The organism is Bacteroides sp. (assembly GCF_028690125.1).
GTDB lineage: Bacteria > Bacteroidota > Bacteroidia > Bacteroidales > Bacteroidaceae > Bacteroides.
In genome coordinates this window covers 23,642-40,038 of the sequence record NZ_JAQVBV010000041.1, presented here as the reverse complement: position 1 = coordinate 40,038, position 16,397 = coordinate 23,642, and the positions used below count along the sequence as shown (strand labels likewise).

19 protein-coding genes are annotated in these 16,397 nt (G+C 39.1%); 9 read left to right on the top strand and 10 right to left on the bottom strand.

Going from position 1 to position 16,397, the window contains the following annotated elements:
* On the top strand, positions 1–186 hold a 186-nt coding region (locus PHO71_RS20755), incomplete at its 5' end, for a helix-turn-helix domain-containing protein (RefSeq protein WP_300207033.1).
* A 272-nt stretch (positions 187–458) separates the two neighbouring features.
* On the opposite strand, the gene PHO71_RS20750 is transcribed toward PHO71_RS20755, so the two are convergent.
* The 4 genes from PHO71_RS20750 to PHO71_RS20735 form a co-directional block, all read right to left on the bottom strand.
* Entirely contained in the window at positions 459–809 is a 351-nt protein-coding gene (locus PHO71_RS20750) for a hypothetical protein (protein ID WP_300207030.1), read from the bottom strand.
* Entirely contained in the window at positions 793–2,109 is a 1,317-nt protein-coding gene (locus PHO71_RS20745; RefSeq protein ID WP_300207028.1) for a site-specific integrase, read from the bottom strand. The genes PHO71_RS20750 and PHO71_RS20745 overlap by 17 nt, the downstream gene beginning before the upstream one ends.
* 1 nt (position 2,110) lies before the next feature.
* A complete protein-coding gene (locus PHO71_RS20740) occupies positions 2,111–3,337 on the bottom strand; it encodes a site-specific integrase (RefSeq protein WP_300207025.1) in 1,227 nt (408 codons plus the stop codon).
* Between the two features lie 497 nt (positions 3,338–3,834).
* Positions 3,835–4,560, bottom strand: coding sequence for an RDD family protein (locus PHO71_RS20735; protein ID WP_300207022.1), 726 nt, complete (start codon positions 4,558–4,560; stop codon positions 3,835–3,837).
* Between the two features lie 101 nt (positions 4,561–4,661).
* On the opposite strand from PHO71_RS20735, the gene PHO71_RS20730 reads away from it, so the two are divergent.
* Genes PHO71_RS20730 through PHO71_RS20705 form a run of 6 tightly spaced genes read left to right on the top strand, consistent with a single transcriptional unit; the run spans position 4,662 to position 10,780 of the window.
* Positions 4,662–5,624, top strand: a complete 963-nt coding sequence (locus PHO71_RS20730; protein WP_300207020.1) for a stage II sporulation protein M — start codon at positions 4,662–4,664, stop codon at positions 5,622–5,624.
* On the top strand, positions 5,605–6,531 hold the full coding sequence (locus tag PHO71_RS20725; RefSeq protein WP_300207018.1) for a hypothetical protein: 927 nt from the start codon (positions 5,605–5,607) through the stop codon (positions 6,529–6,531). The genes PHO71_RS20730 and PHO71_RS20725 overlap by 20 nt, the downstream gene beginning before the upstream one ends.
* An 18-nt stretch (positions 6,532–6,549) precedes the next feature.
* Complete coding sequence (locus PHO71_RS20720; RefSeq protein WP_300207015.1) at positions 6,550–7,164, top strand: DUF4129 domain-containing protein; 615 nt, start codon at positions 6,550–6,552, stop codon at positions 7,162–7,164.
* On the top strand, positions 7,161–8,435 hold the full coding sequence (locus PHO71_RS20715) for a DUF4350 domain-containing protein (protein WP_300207014.1): 1,275 nt from the start codon (positions 7,161–7,163) through the stop codon (positions 8,433–8,435). The genes PHO71_RS20720 and PHO71_RS20715 overlap by 4 nt, the downstream gene beginning before the upstream one ends.
* A gap of 11 nt (positions 8,436–8,446) precedes the next feature.
* The gene (locus tag PHO71_RS20710; RefSeq protein ID WP_300207011.1) at positions 8,447–9,421 is read left to right on the top strand and encodes a MoxR family ATPase; all 975 of its coding nucleotides are present in this window, start codon (positions 8,447–8,449) and stop codon (positions 9,419–9,421) included.
* 48 nt (positions 9,422–9,469) lie between these two features.
* Positions 9,470–10,780 (top strand): DUF58 domain-containing protein, encoded by a 1,311-nt coding sequence (locus PHO71_RS20705; RefSeq protein ID WP_300207008.1) that lies wholly within the window; start codon positions 9,470–9,472, stop codon positions 10,778–10,780.
* A 24-nt stretch (positions 10,781–10,804) separates the two neighbouring features.
* On the opposite strand, the gene PHO71_RS20700 is transcribed toward PHO71_RS20705, so the two are convergent.
* From PHO71_RS20700 to PHO71_RS20685, 4 genes are read right to left on the bottom strand one after another with little or no spacing between them, the layout of a single operon-like run.
* Positions 10,805–11,032 (bottom strand): immunity 17 family protein, encoded by a 228-nt coding sequence (locus PHO71_RS20700; RefSeq protein WP_300207006.1) that lies wholly within the window; start codon positions 11,030–11,032, stop codon positions 10,805–10,807.
* Entirely contained in the window at positions 11,029–11,442 is a 414-nt protein-coding gene (gene tsaE / locus PHO71_RS20695; RefSeq protein ID WP_300207003.1) for a tRNA (adenosine(37)-N6)-threonylcarbamoyltransferase complex ATPase subunit type 1 TsaE, read from the bottom strand. The genes PHO71_RS20700 and tsaE overlap by 4 nt, the downstream gene beginning before the upstream one ends.
* Before the next feature lie 20 nt (positions 11,443–11,462).
* On the bottom strand, positions 11,463–12,266 hold the full coding sequence (locus PHO71_RS20690; RefSeq protein ID WP_300207001.1) for a metal ABC transporter permease: 804 nt from the start codon (positions 12,264–12,266) through the stop codon (positions 11,463–11,465).
* A 15-nt stretch (positions 12,267–12,281) separates the two neighbouring features.
* On the bottom strand, positions 12,282–12,707 hold the full coding sequence (locus tag PHO71_RS20685; RefSeq protein WP_300206999.1) for a phospholipase: 426 nt from the start codon (positions 12,705–12,707) through the stop codon (positions 12,282–12,284).
* Between the two features lie 107 nt (positions 12,708–12,814).
* Between PHO71_RS20685 and PHO71_RS20680 the strand changes: the two genes are divergently transcribed.
* Together PHO71_RS20680 and PHO71_RS20675 are read left to right on the top strand one after the other, a co-directional pair.
* Entirely contained in the window at positions 12,815–13,915 is a 1,101-nt protein-coding gene (locus tag PHO71_RS20680) for a leucine-rich repeat domain-containing protein (RefSeq protein ID WP_300206997.1), read from the top strand.
* A gap of 30 nt (positions 13,916–13,945) precedes the next feature.
* On the top strand, positions 13,946–14,941 hold the full coding sequence (locus PHO71_RS20675; protein ID WP_300206995.1) for a M20/M25/M40 family metallo-hydrolase: 996 nt from the start codon (positions 13,946–13,948) through the stop codon (positions 14,939–14,941).
* Positions 14,942–14,945: 4 nt separating this feature from the next.
* On the opposite strand, the gene PHO71_RS20670 is transcribed toward PHO71_RS20675, so the two are convergent.
* The gene (locus tag PHO71_RS20670; protein WP_300206992.1) at positions 14,946–15,662 is read right to left on the bottom strand and encodes an SDR family NAD(P)-dependent oxidoreductase; all 717 of its coding nucleotides are present in this window, start codon (positions 15,660–15,662) and stop codon (positions 14,946–14,948) included.
* 158 nt (positions 15,663–15,820) lie between these two features.
* Positions 15,821–16,393 carry a Crp/Fnr family transcriptional regulator gene (locus PHO71_RS20665; RefSeq protein ID WP_300206990.1) on the bottom strand — a complete coding sequence of 191 codons (573 nt, stop codon included), beginning with the start codon at positions 16,391–16,393 and terminating at the stop codon, positions 15,821–15,823.
* Between the last annotated feature and the right edge of the window lie 4 nt (positions 16,394–16,397).

The following is a 16,397-nucleotide window of genomic DNA, read 5'->3' as shown; positions in this document are numbered from 1 at the left end:
GGCGAACATTATGTTACGGATGCTGAGCTGACCGAGATGCTCAAAATCAGCGACAGAACCACACAGGATTGGCGAAGTAGCGGCAAGATTGATTACATCCAATTTGAGAAAAAGGGCAAAATCCTATATCGAGAGTCGGATATTCAAAAATTCCTCGAAAAGCACTACCTAAAGTCATGGCAGTAGGTGCGAATAAATTTATCCTGATTAGAGGGAGTCTGAAGCTGCAACATTAACTGATAAAAGCGATGAGCGGAGATTGAAGAATCTACCGTTCATCGCTTTTATTTTAAGTTTTATCCGTCATATCGGTCGCCCTTGCTGCTATGACTTTAAATTGTATTTAGCTAAGAATTAGACAAGCCTTACGACTGTAAGAAGTAACCCTTTAGGGCTTGGGCTTGGCTATTTCGTGCGAAATACTCCCTTTGTCATAGCAGCAAGGGTGATTGATATGATTAATTGAAAAAATTATCTTTTGCTTTCAGCTCATTCATTCCAATGTATATTGGTGGTGTATTGCTTTGCATCATCTTACGCATTATCCATTCACGAAATATGCCAGCCTGACAACTATCAACAGAGAATGCAATAGCCACAACCATCTCAAGGTCAAAATAGTCTGGAATTAGACTACTGCCCGAAACAACATTATAGGTACAGCCGTTAAAATGCCGATTCTTAAGCAGGGTTTTGATTTTTCCTTTCACCGTAGGCAGCATCACTCCGAACAGTCCGGCAATCTCAAAATCACGCATCTGCACATTGGCAGGCACGTTTACCGTGCCGTTATCACTGATTGTTACCATATCTCTTTTCATATCTATCTCTAAATTCAAAATAATTATAATCCTCCACTATGGGCATATCCTTGTCTTCAAAGATTTTAAATTTACTTTTGCAACTCCCCGCTATTCGCTTCATATCATCACCCACCTTTTTATTACTCATTCGAGCATAGATTTCGGTGGTTTTCAAATCTTTATGCCCCATCATCTTAGCTACCGTCTCAATAGGCACATCGTTAAGGAGAGTGATTAGCGTTCCGAAATTATGGCGACTTTGATGGTATGAGATTGGCTCTTTTAGTCCGCAAAGCTTTTGCATCTTACCCAGATTTTCGTACATGGTAGCCCACGTAGTCATATTAAATAGTCTCTCACTTTTACGCTCACTCCGATATTTTTCAATGATTTTCAAAGGAATATCAAGCAGAGGAACATAACATTCTGTACCCGTCTTTTGTCGATTGAAAGTGAGGTATTTATCACCTCTATTGTTAATGCCTATATTTTTATCCGTCAGTTTTACAACATCCGAAAATGAAGTGCCTGTAAACGTGGAGAATATAAACATATCACGACTAAAACATAGGGCTTTGGATTTAATCTCGGTTGTCATCAGCTTGTGCAGGTCCTCTTCTATTTGATGGCGACACTCCGGCGATACTACATCAAATTTGTACCCCACAAACGGATCTTTGCGTAGTGTCCCTTGGTTTATGGCACGTTTGATAACTCGCTTGAGCGAAATAGCAATCCCATTGGCTGTATTTATAGATAATCCCTTTTCGCCTCTTAAAAAGAGCATCATATCCTCTAAGAATCTCAGATTCAATTTGATTAGTTCTATATCTTCTGCATCATATTGAGCTTTTATAAAATCAGCAATGTGGTTAATCGCATAGTAGTATATCAGAAAGCTTTTCTCCTCTCTATTTACCCCAACCATCTGTTTGTATTGCTCATTATGCTCCCGAAAGAGTGCAAGCAACATATCGGTTTTCTGTCCTATGTTACAAACTCTATTTTTAAGAAGCTCTGCTGTTACATATCCTTGCTGTTTGATAAAATCCTTGTGATAGCCGGTGATAGCATCTGTTATCTCCTGCAATTTGTCATTGATTTCAATAGACTCACGCTCTCGCCCTTTCAGGCAATACCTTTTAGCATCCCAAAGGGCAGGGGCTACGTCAATCTTAGTTGAGAATTGGACCATCTCACCGCTAACGGATATACGCCCCATAACGGTAGTTGTACCGTTTTTCTTGATTCGCCCTTTGTTGATGTAGAACATCACCGCAAAGGTGTTATACTTTATCTTATCCATCTTATAAGTTCGCTAAATGATATTTTCCTTTGATATTCTTGGCGAGTCGCCTCATGTCGCTATCCACTTTCTCGTATGATATTTGAGCATAGATACGAGTGGATTTTATTGTGCTGTGTCCCAGCATCCGACTGACGGTCTCCATCGGAATGCCTTGAGATAGAGTTATTACCGAAGCATAACAATGTCGGGCTGCATGAAAGCAGAGGCACTTATCTATACCACACATTTGTGCTATCTTTTTTAGGTGCAAATTGGTCTTTACATTGCTCAACATTCTGAATAGATGTTCGCCATCCGTTGAACCCCTGTATTTGTCAATCAATTTGATAGGCAGGTCTAATAACGGGACGTGAAATTCAACACCCGTTTTCATACGTTTGGAGTGAATCCATACCGTCCCATCGTCATTTTGGGTGAGGTCATTATACGTTAAGTTACGAATATCGCTGAACGATATGCCTGTAAAGGCTGAAAATAGAAATAGGTCTCTCACCAGATACCTGCTTGGAATATCAAGAGGTGTAGTCATAATCTGCGTAAGCTCCTGACGTGTTAATGTCTTGGGCTTCGATTCTTCCCCTTCCGAGCGGAATGATATAAATGGGTCAAACACAATTACATCATCTGTAATCGCACGTCTTATCATCAACTTAATACGACCGATGATACCAACCACGCTATTTGGTTTGAATCTTTGCTCTATGCGCAGGTAATGGTCGAATTTCTCAATGAAGGAGTAATCCAACGCACCAAATGAGATATCTTTAAGATTATACTTAGCCTTTATAAACTCGTTCAGGTATTTAAAGGCTATGCGATATTGTTCGCAACTCTTTGCTTTAAGGTTGATGCCGACACGCTGAAGCATCATCTTGTGGAATTTATCACAATAACCAAGCAGAGATTCTTGTCCGGATGCCATACCTTGAAAGGCTACTGCAACTTCTTTCGGGGTCGCCGTGCCTTTTCGCTCGATTAATTCTTCGTAGCTTGTGTGAATAGCTACCACTATTTTGTCTAAGGCACGATTTAGCTCCGTGGCTACTTTGCTTTTGCCCAATGCTCTTGCTGCTTTAATATCCCATAGGGATATAGCAACACTTAATTTGGCACTAAATTGTGCCATCTGATTGCCGATGGTTATGCGCCCCATGATTGGAACGGTTCCATCCTTTTTTATCTCTTTATGCCGGAGATAAAAATTAACTTTTAGTTCGTTACCCATAATAATAAATTTTACTGTGATTTTTAAGTCACAAAATTACTTTATCACGAGCAAGGGAACGCTATCAAGATATACGCAAAATGGCGAATAGTAATCTTATTATCAAATATTTAGTCTCCACAAACTGCACTATCTTGCATTCAGATAAACTGCTAACGTAATCGTAACGTATCCGGTTCTTAAAACCACTAAAAACTGCATTTTTACCACTTAGCAATCCATTGCAGTCTTCGGCATATAACACCGAATATCAACAACTTACATCACTTCTCACTCTATTGCATTTTTCGATTGTTATCTGATTGGCACCAACTGGATTAACTAAGAAAACCAATTGAAATAAAAGCAGATATTTTGTTTTCATCAGAATAGTATGTTTCAAAAAGTTATAGGTTTATCATTAATACCAACAAAGATAGCTCGTTTTCTAATAATAATTCAGGTATTGTCAATCATATCTAATAAAAGATATATTTGTAATCCTTTTAGTGCTGAATTTAAATCTCCTCCAATGCATAATATTGATAATCCCTAAGAACAGTTTGCAAGAAACGTTCTCCACTGCCATCTAATGGAGTGACAGACAACAGTCCCTGTACTTTTTTCGCCAACATCGTGATACGATGTTCGCGGTCCTTTTTGTTTGATTCTAATGTGCGGGTAATTACATTAATTTGTTCAAGGGATAAGTCAGCAGATTGCGCATAAACGGGATGATAATCTTTTGTCAGATAGTCGAACTCATCCAGACTGACATGAATTTTCCGGTAGTTTTTTTCTTTGATTACCATAGTTCCTGCAGCGAGATCACCTAACCGTTGATTGTTTTTGGTCAGGATGACGGATAAGACTCCTAAACCTCCGGTCAAAGGAACGTCAATAGAAAATAATAACCAGCGGAGTAAGTAGGAGCTAATACCGGGAGTAGAACCATCTGCTTTTACAACGCGGATATTCATTAACTTTTTTCCGAAACTCTGGCCGTGATTGAATGTTTCACAAAGAAAAGAGTAAAAAAGTACCGGTAGAATAATGAGAAACGTATATATAAAAGCGTTGAAATCTCGTGGCACATAAAATTTAAGTAAAAGAGCAATGGTAGAGATCAAATAGATTACAATCAAAATATAATCGATGAGAAATGCTATGAAACGTTCGCCTATGCTGGCGGGCGTCTGGCTGATACGAACGAACTGTCCGGTGATAATTGTAGATTCTGCCATTTTTGATTAAATATTTTTATGATTTCGTTGCAAATATATTAAAATTCTCTTACTTTTGTTTCCGGTTTCGGACAAAACTTATCTGGAATCTTGTGAAAGGCATGAAAGAAGTAACGTTTATCCGTCAGAATATTGATAAATGGAAAGATACTGAAAAAGTAGTGGAGCAGGCAAAGCGCTTGTCTCCCGATCAACTTGCTGATTTTTATTCAGATTTGACTGCTGATCTGGCATTTGCTCAAACTCATTTCCCTAACTCTCGTATTACGATCTATTTAAATAATCTTGCTTCTTCGTTACATAATGAGATCTATCGGAATAAACGTGAGAAATGGGCACGCATTATCACTTTCTGGACCCGTGAAGTTCCACAAACCATGCACGATGCGCGTCGTGAATTATTAATCTCTTTTTGTGTTTTCATGGTAAGTGTATTTATTGGTATGTTGTCATCTGTCAATGATTCAGACTTCGTCAGATTGATTTTAGGAGATCATTATGTAGATATGACCTTAAACAATATAGCTAATGGAAAACCGATGGCAGTATACAATGGTTCTTCTGAGGTTCCAATGTTTCTGGAGATCACATTAAACAATATAATGGTATCTTTCAATTGCTTTGCAATGGGACTATTGACTAGTTTCGGCACAGGATTTATCCTTTTGAAAAACGGAATCATGGTAGGTGCTTTTCAAACCTTCTTTTATCAACAGGGTTTACTTTGGGAGTCTTTTCTTGCTGTCTTTTTGCATGGTACGCTTGAGTTATGGGCGATTATTGTAGCCGGTGCTGCTGGAATAGCTTTAGGTAATGGATGGTTGTTTCCCGGAACCTATTCTAGATTGGAATCTTTCCGCCGGGGTGCAAAGAGAGGTTTAAAAATTATAGTGGGTACAATACCTATATTCATTATGGCCGGATTTATAGAGGGTTTTATTACCCGTCATACGGAACTTCCGGACTTTTTACGTCTCGGATTGATTCTGCTGTCATTGGCATTTATTATTTTCTACTATATTTATTTACCTAATAGGAAAAAAAATGGAAATACAGAAACCTAAGATTGCAATGTATGCAAAACGCCCTTTTGGCGATAAGTTAAATGCAGCTTTTGATTTTATAAAAGAAAATTGGAAACCGCTGTTGAAGTTCACTACTTATTTAATCTTACCGTTATGCCTTATACAGGCTTTAAGCTTGAACGGGCTTATGGGAGGCACTTTGACAATGAATACCCTTGCCAATGGCAATGTGGAAAATCTGGATTGGATGGCTTTGGCAGGATTCATGACCTATTATGGATTATATAATATGGTGGGGACTGCTATTCTGTCTTCTTTGGTTTATGGGTTAATACGTACTTATAATGAACGTGAAGACCGTTTGCAAGGTATTACGTTGAGGGAACTTAAACCTTTATTACTCCGCAATATCAAACGAATGTTCATATTGATTGTCGTAAGTGTCATATTGGTTACGTTAGCGTTGATTCCAGTGGGGATTTTGGTAGCTTTGTCGTTGTTTACTTCGGTACTCATCATTCCTCTTCTGATCGCTTTTTCCGTACCTCTAGCATTATTGGTTCCTATCTATTTATTCGAAGATATTAAAATAATGGACGCTTTAAGAAAGACTTTTCGTCTGGGATTTGCCACATGGGGAGGTGTTTTTCTTATTTCACTAGTAATGGGAATTATTGCCAGTGTGTTGCAAGGAGTTACGATGGTTCCTTGGTTTATTGCTACACTGGTAAAATACTTTTTTGCAATGAGTGATACCGGAAGTACGGCTACCGTATCAATAGGATATAGTTTCCTGCTTTATATCTTGGCTATTGTTGAGACATTCGGTGCGTACCTTTCGATGATATTTACTTTAGTAGGATTGGCTTATCAGTACGGTCATGCTTCGGAAGTAGTAGATAGCATAACAGTGGAAAGCGATATTGACAATTTTGATAAACTTTGAGTTCGAAACCTAAAATAGATGATAACTTCTCCAACTGATACTTTAGTTTATGATAAAGCACAGATTGCTGCTTGGCAATCTGACGTAGCTTATAATTATAACCGTGAGTTGATTACTCCTGAGATTAATATCTTCGAGTGGCTCAATCGACAGTTTGGGGAATTCTTACGCAAAATATTTGGCAGCCGTTTTTCGGAACAATATTCAGAACTGATATTGATATGTATTGCTATTATTCTTTTGCTTCTGATTATTTGGTTCGTGTATCGGAAAAATCCAGGTCTTTTTATGCGATCACCTAAAAGTGCTTTGCCTTATTCCGTAGAAGAAGATACAATATATGGAGTCGATTTCCCGGGGGGAATCACTGATGCCCTTGCGCATAATGATTATCGGGAGGCTGTGCGTTTGCTTTATTTGCAGACATTGAAACACTTGAGTGACGAAAAACGTATTGATTGGCAACCATATAAAACACCTACTCAGTATAATAGTGAAGTACGAATGCCTGCTTTCCGTGAATTGACGAATCACTTCTTGCGGGTTCGTTATGGAAACTTTGAAGCGACGGAAGAACTTTTCGGGAAAATGCAAACTCTGCAAGGGGAAATAGCGAAGGGAGGTACTTCATGAAAGGAAGTCGTTGGTTCATTATAGGTATTATTGCTTTTTTGCTTATAATGTTTGCTGTTGAGTATCATTTACCGAAGAAGTTTGTGTGGGCTCCTACCTTCAGCCATTATGATGTGCAACCTTTTGGATGTGCGCTGTTTGACAGTGTATTGTCTTCTTCTTTACCTCTTGGCTATTCTCTGTCATCAAAAACATTTTATCAGTTGGAACAAGAGGACTCATTACATAATCGGGGTATACTGGTGGTCACCAAAGACTTGTCTTTTCATGAACTGGACACAGAAGCTCTGTTAGAAATGGCTGAGCGAGGGAATAAGATCATGTTGGTAAGCACCTCATTTGATAAGGTGTTGGAGGATACATTGAGGTTTTCCTGCTCTTATTCTTATTTTAGTCCGATAATGATGAAAAAATATGCTTCTTCATTGGCTGAGAAAGATAGTATTTACTGGGTAGGAGATACTGCTGTTTATTCCCGTCAGCTATATCGTTTTTATCCGATTTTATGCAGCTCTTATTTTCGTAACTATAACTCATTGCCTTTTCAAAGATTGGCAGAGAAAGACCTTGCAAGAGATATGGATAACGTTGTAGTTGATGAAGATACGGCAAAAGTATATGGAAATTATCACCCTTTGATGGCATTTGTTCGTCCATGGGGGAAAGGAGAAATCATTCTAGTATCTACTCCATTGCTTTTTACCAATTATGGTGTGTTGGACGGAGATAATGCGACTTATCTTTTCCGGCTGTTATCGAGAATGAAGGATCTTCCGGTAGTCCGTACAGAGGTTTATGTGGAAGGGATGGGCCAAGTGCAACAGTCGCCTCTTCGTTATTTCCTTTCTCACCCTCCATTGCGTTGGGCTGTTTATCTGGCTATGGTAACCATATTACTTTTCATGATTTTTACTGCGAAGAGGCGGCAAAGGGCAATACCTGTGATTCATGAACCTGAGAATAGATCTTTGGAATTTACGAAACTGATAGGCACCCTTTATTGTCAAAAGAACGATCATGCTAATCTGGTACATAAGAAATTTACATACTTTGCCGAAGAGCTGAGAAGAGAAGTACAGGTTGATGTGGAAGAAGTGGCGGATGATCAGCACTCTTTTCATAAGATTGCGCAGAAAACAGGTATGGACGTGGAAGAAATAGGGAAGTTTATTCGTGAAATCAGACCGGTGATCTATGGAGGACGTACTCTGTCAGCAGAGGAGATGAAACGATTTATTGATAAAATGAATGAAATAATCAATCATATCTAAAGAAAAAACATATGGAAGAAAATACAGAACAACGGATAGATTTAACGCTCTTTTCCGAGAAGGTACAAGAGTTGAGGGACCGGATTGCTTCCGTCATTGTCGGACAAGAACAAACGGTTGATCTGGTGCTGACTGCTATCCTTGCGAATGGTCATATTTTGATAGAAGGGGTGCCGGGAGTTGCCAAAACATTGTTGGCCCGACTCACTGCCCGTCTGGTAGAGGCAGACTTTAGCCGTATCCAGTTCACTCCGGATTTGATGCCGAGTGATGTATTGGGTACAACGGTATTCAATATGAAAAACAATGATTTTGATTTTCATAAAGGACCGATCTTTGCTGATATTGTATTGGTGGACGAGATTAACCGTGCTCCTGCCAAGACACAAGCTGCCCTTTTCGAGGTTATGGAAGAACGCCAGATAACCATTGACGGGATGACCTACCGGATGGGAGACCTTTATACTATTCTTGCTACTCAGAATCCCGTAGAGCAAGAAGGCACCTATAAACTTCCTGAAGCGCAACTTGATCGTTTTTTGATGAAGATAACGATGAATTATCCGTCTTTGGAAGAAGAAGTGAATATTCTGGAACGTCATCACACAAATGCTTCATTGATAAAGCTTGATAATATTACACCGGCTATTACCCGTGAAGAACTTTTAGCACTGCGGGGATTGATGGACCGGGTTTTTGTGGACCGTACGCTGCTTCAATACATTGCAATGATTGTGCAGCAGACACGTACCAGTAAAGCTGTATATTTGGGAGCTTCTCCGCGTGCTTCGGTTGCTATGTTACAGTCGTCAAAAGCATATGCCCTTCTGCAAGGACGTGATTTTGTGACACCGGAAGATATTAAGTTTGTAGCTCCTTATGTGCTTCAACATCGATTGATTCTGACTGCGGAAGCTGAGATGGAGGGATATTCTCCGGTTAAAGTTACGCAACGGTTAATTGATAGGGTGGAGGTTCCGAAATAACATTTATTGGACCATTTATTCACATTGTATAATTCATAATTTAAAGATTTGTACCTAACCCGCCGTTTCTATATTGCCATTGTCCTGGTTATCCTGTTGTTGGGTAGCGGATATGCATTTGCTCCATTATTTGTAATAGGGCAGATCACCTTTTTCGTCTTATTCTTGTTGGTGCTGATAGATGGATATCTTCTTTATAAGATTCATGGGATAAAAGCGTATCGTCGGTGTGCCGACCGTTTTTCTAATGGGGATAATAATGAAGTTAATATCCGGATAGAAAGCAGTTATCCGTATCCGGTGTCTTTGGACGTAATTGATGAAATTCCTTTTATCTTTCAGAAACGGGATATTGACTTTAAAGTAGAGTTGCAAGCGAATGACGGGAAAACAATTACGTATTCCCTGCGACCTACGAGTCGGGGTGTTTACGGCTTCGGTCATATCAGGGTATTTGTGACCGGTCGTATTGGCTTACTATCAAGGCGTTATACTTGCGGAGAACCTTTGGATATTAAAGTGTATCCTTCTTATCTGATGTTACATCAGTATGAACTATTGGCGATTAATAATAATCTTACGGAACTGGGAATTAAACGTATACGCCGGATAGGACATCATACGGAGTTTGAACAGATAAAGGAGTATGTGAAGGGAGACGATTATCGGACAATAAATTGGAAAGCGAGTGCCCGTCGGCATCAATTGATGGTGAATGTCTATCAAGATGAACGTTCACAGCAAATATATAATGTGATTGACAAAGGCAGGATCATGCAACAGGCTTTTCGTGGAATGACGTTGTTCGATTATGCTGTTAATGCATCATTAGTGCTCTCTTATGTGGCTTTACAAAAAGAAGATAAAGCCGGTCTGGTGACGTTTGATGAGCATTTTGGTTCGTTTGTTCCGGCTTCTAAGCAGCCCGGACATATGCAGACTCTTCTTGAAAGCCTGTATAGTCAGCATACCACTTTTGGTGAAACGGACTTTTCGGCTCTTTGTGTGCATCTGAATAAGCATGTGAGTAAACGAAGTCTTTTGATTTTATATACCAATTTTACTAATATCAGTAGTATGAGCCGCCAGTTGGCTTATTTGAAACAATTGAATCGTCAGCACCGCTTATTAGTGGTCTTTTTTGAAGATGCGGATTTGAAAGCTTATATTGCTGCTCCTGCACAAAATACTGAAGAATACTACCGCCATGTAATTGCCGAGAAATTTGCTTTTGAAAAGAGACTAATTGTTTCTACCTTGAAGCAACATGGCATATACTCTTTGCTGACTACTCCTGAAAATCTTTCTATTGATGTGATCAATAAGTATCTGGAAATGAAGTCAAGACAATTGTTATAAGTTGTTTGCAGGAGTGGGTGAAACCTATAATCCAAGCGCTTTTTGCGTTTCAATAAAGAAAAATATAGCCATGCCGATAAGTACGATTCCCAATACTCCATAGAAAAGTCGTGCCCGGTTACGTCCCACATTACGCACGATAGATTGTGCATTGCGTGTAGTGAAAAACCAGTTCCAGTTGAGCAATGCTGCCAGCAGGGAAGTCATTCCTGCCAGCACAAAAATTCCTTGTACGATGTATTGCCCGGTCATAATTTGATTACTCTGCTACCGTCTTCCAATTCCTCGATAGTTACTTTTACAGCGTCTCCCGGTAATAGTTCTTCTACCAGTTCAGGCCATTCAATGAAACAAAGAGCACCACTATAAAAGTAATCTTCATAGCCCATATCATATACTTCATTCAATTTCTTGATACGGTAAAAGTCGAAATGATAAATCAATTCACCCGTTTCATCGGAACGGTATTCATTGACAATTGCAAAAGTTGGAGAACTAATTACGTCCGAAACGCCAAGTTCTTCACAAAGAGCTTTGACAAATGTAGTCTTGCCTGCGCCCATTTTTCCATATAACGCAAAAACAGTGTTGTCTCCCATTGCAGCGATGAATTCGCGGGCTGCTTCATGGATGTTTTCTAACGATTGAATTTTGATTTCCATATGCTAACTTTTTAATCTAACTATTTTTTTATGAGGCTCTTCCCGATTTTACAAACAGCATAAATCAGGATAGAGAAAAAGATAATGGAAGCACCGGAAGGTACTTTCCAATGATAGGAAATGAATAGTCCCCCCAAACATCCCAGAAAACCGATGATGATGGATAACCAGATAATTTTCTTAAAATTATAAGTGAAGAGATTGGCAGTCATTTGCGGAATGGTGAGCAATGAGATAGCCAATACAATGCCTACCATGCGTAAGCAAGCAACGATTGTCAATGCTATAAACATCATTAGCAAGTACTCGAATATCTCTACGGGGATTTTTTGGGATCGGGCAAATTCCCGGTCGAAAGCGATATATACGATAGGACGGATATACAGATAAAAAAAAACGATCATTATCAGAGCCAATATGCCGAGCATCCATAAGTCTACTTGATTGATGGTCAAAATATTACCGAAAAGATAGGCTGAAAGATCCGGAGCAAAACCGGGAGCCATAAAACTGAACATAATACCTAAAGCCATTCCTAAAGTCCAGAAGACTGCAATGGCAGAATCTTCACGCATATCGTTCCGTTTGCTGAGCCATTCTACTCCGAAAGCGGATAATACAGAAAAGATGGCTGCTGATAATATAGGAGAGATTCCGGTAAACAGTCCCAGTCCTATCCCTCCGAAAGAGGCATGGGTAATTCCTCCGCTGATAAACACCAGACGTCGGGTAACGATATAAGTACCGATAATCCCACAGGCTATGCTTGCCAGCAAACTTCCCAATAGGGCATGTTGAAAAAATGTATATTGTAGTAAATCCACTTCTTTAACTTTGAATTATGAATGCGATGTTCTGCGTTCTCCGATAATTAAAAAAACTTCATCTTTCAATTCATCCGGCAACTCTACACCCCGAAGTTGCAGACTTCGCACCCATCCGGCAACGTCTATGTCTTGCATAGTGTATAATACATCACGGAATTGGTTGGTCTCTTCTTCGGCATAGGTATCTCCGGCACGTCCGATGAACTGATCCAACTCTTCGTCATCGTAATATTCAATCTTTTTGCTGACGGCAGCCAGTAAACTTTCTTTCTCGCATACTTCATGCTGTCCGCAGCATTCTACATCTGCTTCTTTTACTTCAGGCATCTGATCCAGTTCGCCTTTTTCTATTTTCTTTTGCAGTCTTTGGTTGCGGATTATCCCGGCAATCAGTGCAATGATGCCCAGCAACACCAGACTTGTTATGAGTATCCACATAATTATATTGAGTCAAATTTCTGCAAAGTTACTTATTAATTTGCATTCTATCATGTATGGTATCTATTTCTTTTATTACTTTTGTACGTTGCTAACTAAATTATTAGATGATGAAACTACATCAATTGTTCACTATAGTAGGTATATCTTTACTATTAATTTGCATTTCATGTGCAGAAGACAGAAGTGTGTTTGGTGATGACTTCGGAACCCCGAAGATGACAGACGAGAATACGATTCAGTTTACGGTGGAAGTTGTTAGCAATTCGAGGCTATTGGATCTGTCGGCAGGTGGTGGTAGAATGGTCATTGATTGGGGCGACGGACGTTTACAAAAAATTGAGGATCCTGAACAAACGGTTATCAGTTATAAATATGGAAATTGTAGGAACTATCGGGTCAAAATTTGGGCTGAAGAGTTGGACTATTGTGTAATAGGGACCGAATTACTCAATGTGAGTGATTTACATTTGGGAAGTCTACCTCGGATGAAAAATCTGTATATCAATAGTTTCAAATCCACTGCGGAATTGGATTTGAACGCTTCCTGTCCTAATTTGGAAGATATTGGTATTAGCAATATGCCTGATTTGGAGCGAATAGATATTGATCAATGTGATAGACTTAGAACAATACAGATATCTTCGAATCCCAAACTGACTTTGTTGGAAATGGGTAGTAAACCTTATTTGGAGAAATTATATTGCCTTAATAATAATCTTTCTTCGTTGAAACTGAAGGGGATGCCTAACTTGAAAGAAGTAGATTGCAGTTATAATCGAAATCTTTCAACACTGGATTTTGATAATAATATGGGCATAAGTGCTTTGCTTATCAATAATTGCAATTTTAATAAAATAGATTTTTTAGATAAATTGCCTTCGATCATGGATTTTGGTTGCAGTTATAATAAACTGACAGAGTTGCATATGCCGGGTACTTTCTCAATCGCTTATTTACGTTGCAATAATAATCAATTGACTCGTTTGTCGATCGAAGATACTTGGATATTAAATCAGTTGGATTGCCACGCTAATTGTTTGGAAGCAGATGCTTTGAATGACCTTTTTGAGTCGTTGGAACCAGTTCGCCAGGTTGATTATATGCGGTATATACTTTCAATTTACGACAATCCGGGTGAAAAGAACTGCCGTAAAGAGATTCCCATAGGGAAAGGTTGGAAATTAGACGATAATCGTTGGAATTAGTTTCCGATAAATAAACATTTATATAATACTATGAAACATATTCTATTAGTAGGGTTATTCTTCATCGGGTTGGGGCTTTATGCTCAGACTCCATTGGAAAAAGGTTTGAGAAGTATTAACTGCTCTTCTGCAAAAGCTGCTATCAACTTTTTGGCTGCGGATGAGTTGGAAGGGCGTGAGGCTGGATTCCACGGATCACGTGTGACTTCTGAATACATTGCTTCTTTATTGCAGTGGATGGGAATAGATCCGTTGAATGAAAGCTATTTTCAGTCTTTTGAAGCCTACCGTAAAGAACGTCAGAAGCAGGGAAGGCTTGAAGTACACCCGGATTCCATTGTGAAATTGAAGCTTGGAGTCCATCAAAAGTTTTCAATGAGGAATGTTCTTGCTATGATTCCCGGTAAAAATGCCAATGAATATGTCATTGTGGGTGCTCACTTTGATCATTTGGGAATTGATCCCGCTCTCGATGGTGACCAGATATATAATGGTGCGGATGATAATGCTTCCGGAGTATCTGCGGTATTACAGATAGCCCGTGCTTTTATCACTAGTGGACAGCAACCGGAGCGGAATATTATTTTCGCTTTTTGGGATGGAGAAGAGAAAGGATTGCTTGGTTCTAAATATTTTGTGCAGAGTTGTCCTTTTGTTTCTCAGATTAAAGGATATTTGAATTTTGATATGATCGGGCGTAATAATAAACCGGAGCAACCTCAACAGGTTGTTTATTTCTATACCGCTGCTCATCCGGTTTTCGGTGATTGGTTGAGAGAGGATATTAAGAAATATGAGTTAAAACTCCAACCCGATTATCGTGCATGGGATAATCCTATAGGAGGTAGTGATAACGGTACATTTGCTAAAGTCGGTATTCCTATTATCTGGTATCATACAGATGGACATCCTGATTATCACCAACCGTCGGATCATTCGGACCGGTTGAATTGGGATAAAATTGTAGAAATAACTAAAGCTTCTTTCTTGAATATGTGGAAGATGGCGAATGAGAAAAACTATTAGTTAATTACATTCTGCAATAAAGAGCGGGAGGTATTAATCGGAACAACCATGCTACATATTTCCATCTTTTGGAGATGAAGGCTATTTTTCTCTTATGAGAGATGGCTTTTGTTATTTGTTTTACAGCTTTATCTACCGGGGTTACCCAGAATTGTCCTTCTCCTTTTGCCATTGCGGTGTCTACAAATCCGGGACGAATATCCGTAGTATAAATAGGGTAGGGAGATTTGGTCGCTTTTTGTCGAAGTCCTTCCATGTAGTTGATTTGATAGGCTTTGGAAGCATTGTAAGCGGGAGCGATGCCACTTCCTCGTGTACCACCTACAGAAGAAATGGTTACTAAATGGCCACTCTTTTGAGCTTCAAAATAGCGGAATCCCCAGTCGGCTATATTCGTAAATCCAATTACATTGGTTAATAGAGTTGGTTCTTCCAACTGATAAGATAATTCCGGGTTTAACTCTCCTGTTCCTGCACAGATAATCAGAATATCCATTCCTCCCATTTTCTGCACAAGTGATTCTAATCTTGAGAGGGTGGTTTGGGTGTTGGTGATATCACATACCTGATAAAATACTTGATCTTGGTTTTGATCGTAGAGTTCTTTAAGTAAGTTTTCTCTGCGTCCGGTAATGCCGATCAGACAATTTTCTCGAAGATACTGTTCTGCTAATCCGCGACCAATGCCTGAAGTGGCACCTATAATCATTATTCTTTTCATGATGTGAATATCAGTTTGATTTTGCCTGCAAAAGTAGAGGAGGGAAGTGAGAATGTTCTTGATTGAAATCAAGAATTGAAAGAGTTTTGTAGTTTAACTATTTGGGCAGGAGTTTGTACTGATATTTATAATGATATTTGTATGGATGCAAGCGTATGCTATTGTTTGCGAACAACTCTTTTTCGTATTCGGCTAAGTGTTTCGGGACGGATCAGCAGATAGGAAGCCAGCTCTTTTAAAGTGATGAGTTTTAATAAGCCGGGACAACGATTTAAAATTTCAAGATAACGTTCTTCCGGTGTCAGGCTATACATTGAAATCATTCGGTCATAGACTTCCCATAATAAGGTTTCGGCAATGTGACGTCCCAATCGTTGATTCTCCGCATTAGCTTCATAAAAGTCATTAACTTGTTGGTGAGTGAGTTCATAAACAGTACAATCACATAGAGCCTGTATGTCTACGTTTGATTTATCTTGTAGTTGTACAGCAGGATAGTTACCGACAAAAGACTCCTCAAAGGTATAGCCTACAATATTCACTTCTCCCAAACTATTGATACAACAGTAGCGAAAAGAGCCGGAAGCTACAAATCCTAATGTTTTGCAGATTTCTCCTTGTCGGACAAAGTATTCTCCCTTTTTATAATTAACCGGTTTCCCTTGTTGGATTGTAAAGCCTATAACAGGAGAAAAATTGATATGTGAAGTGTATTTATTGAAATCTTTCACAACG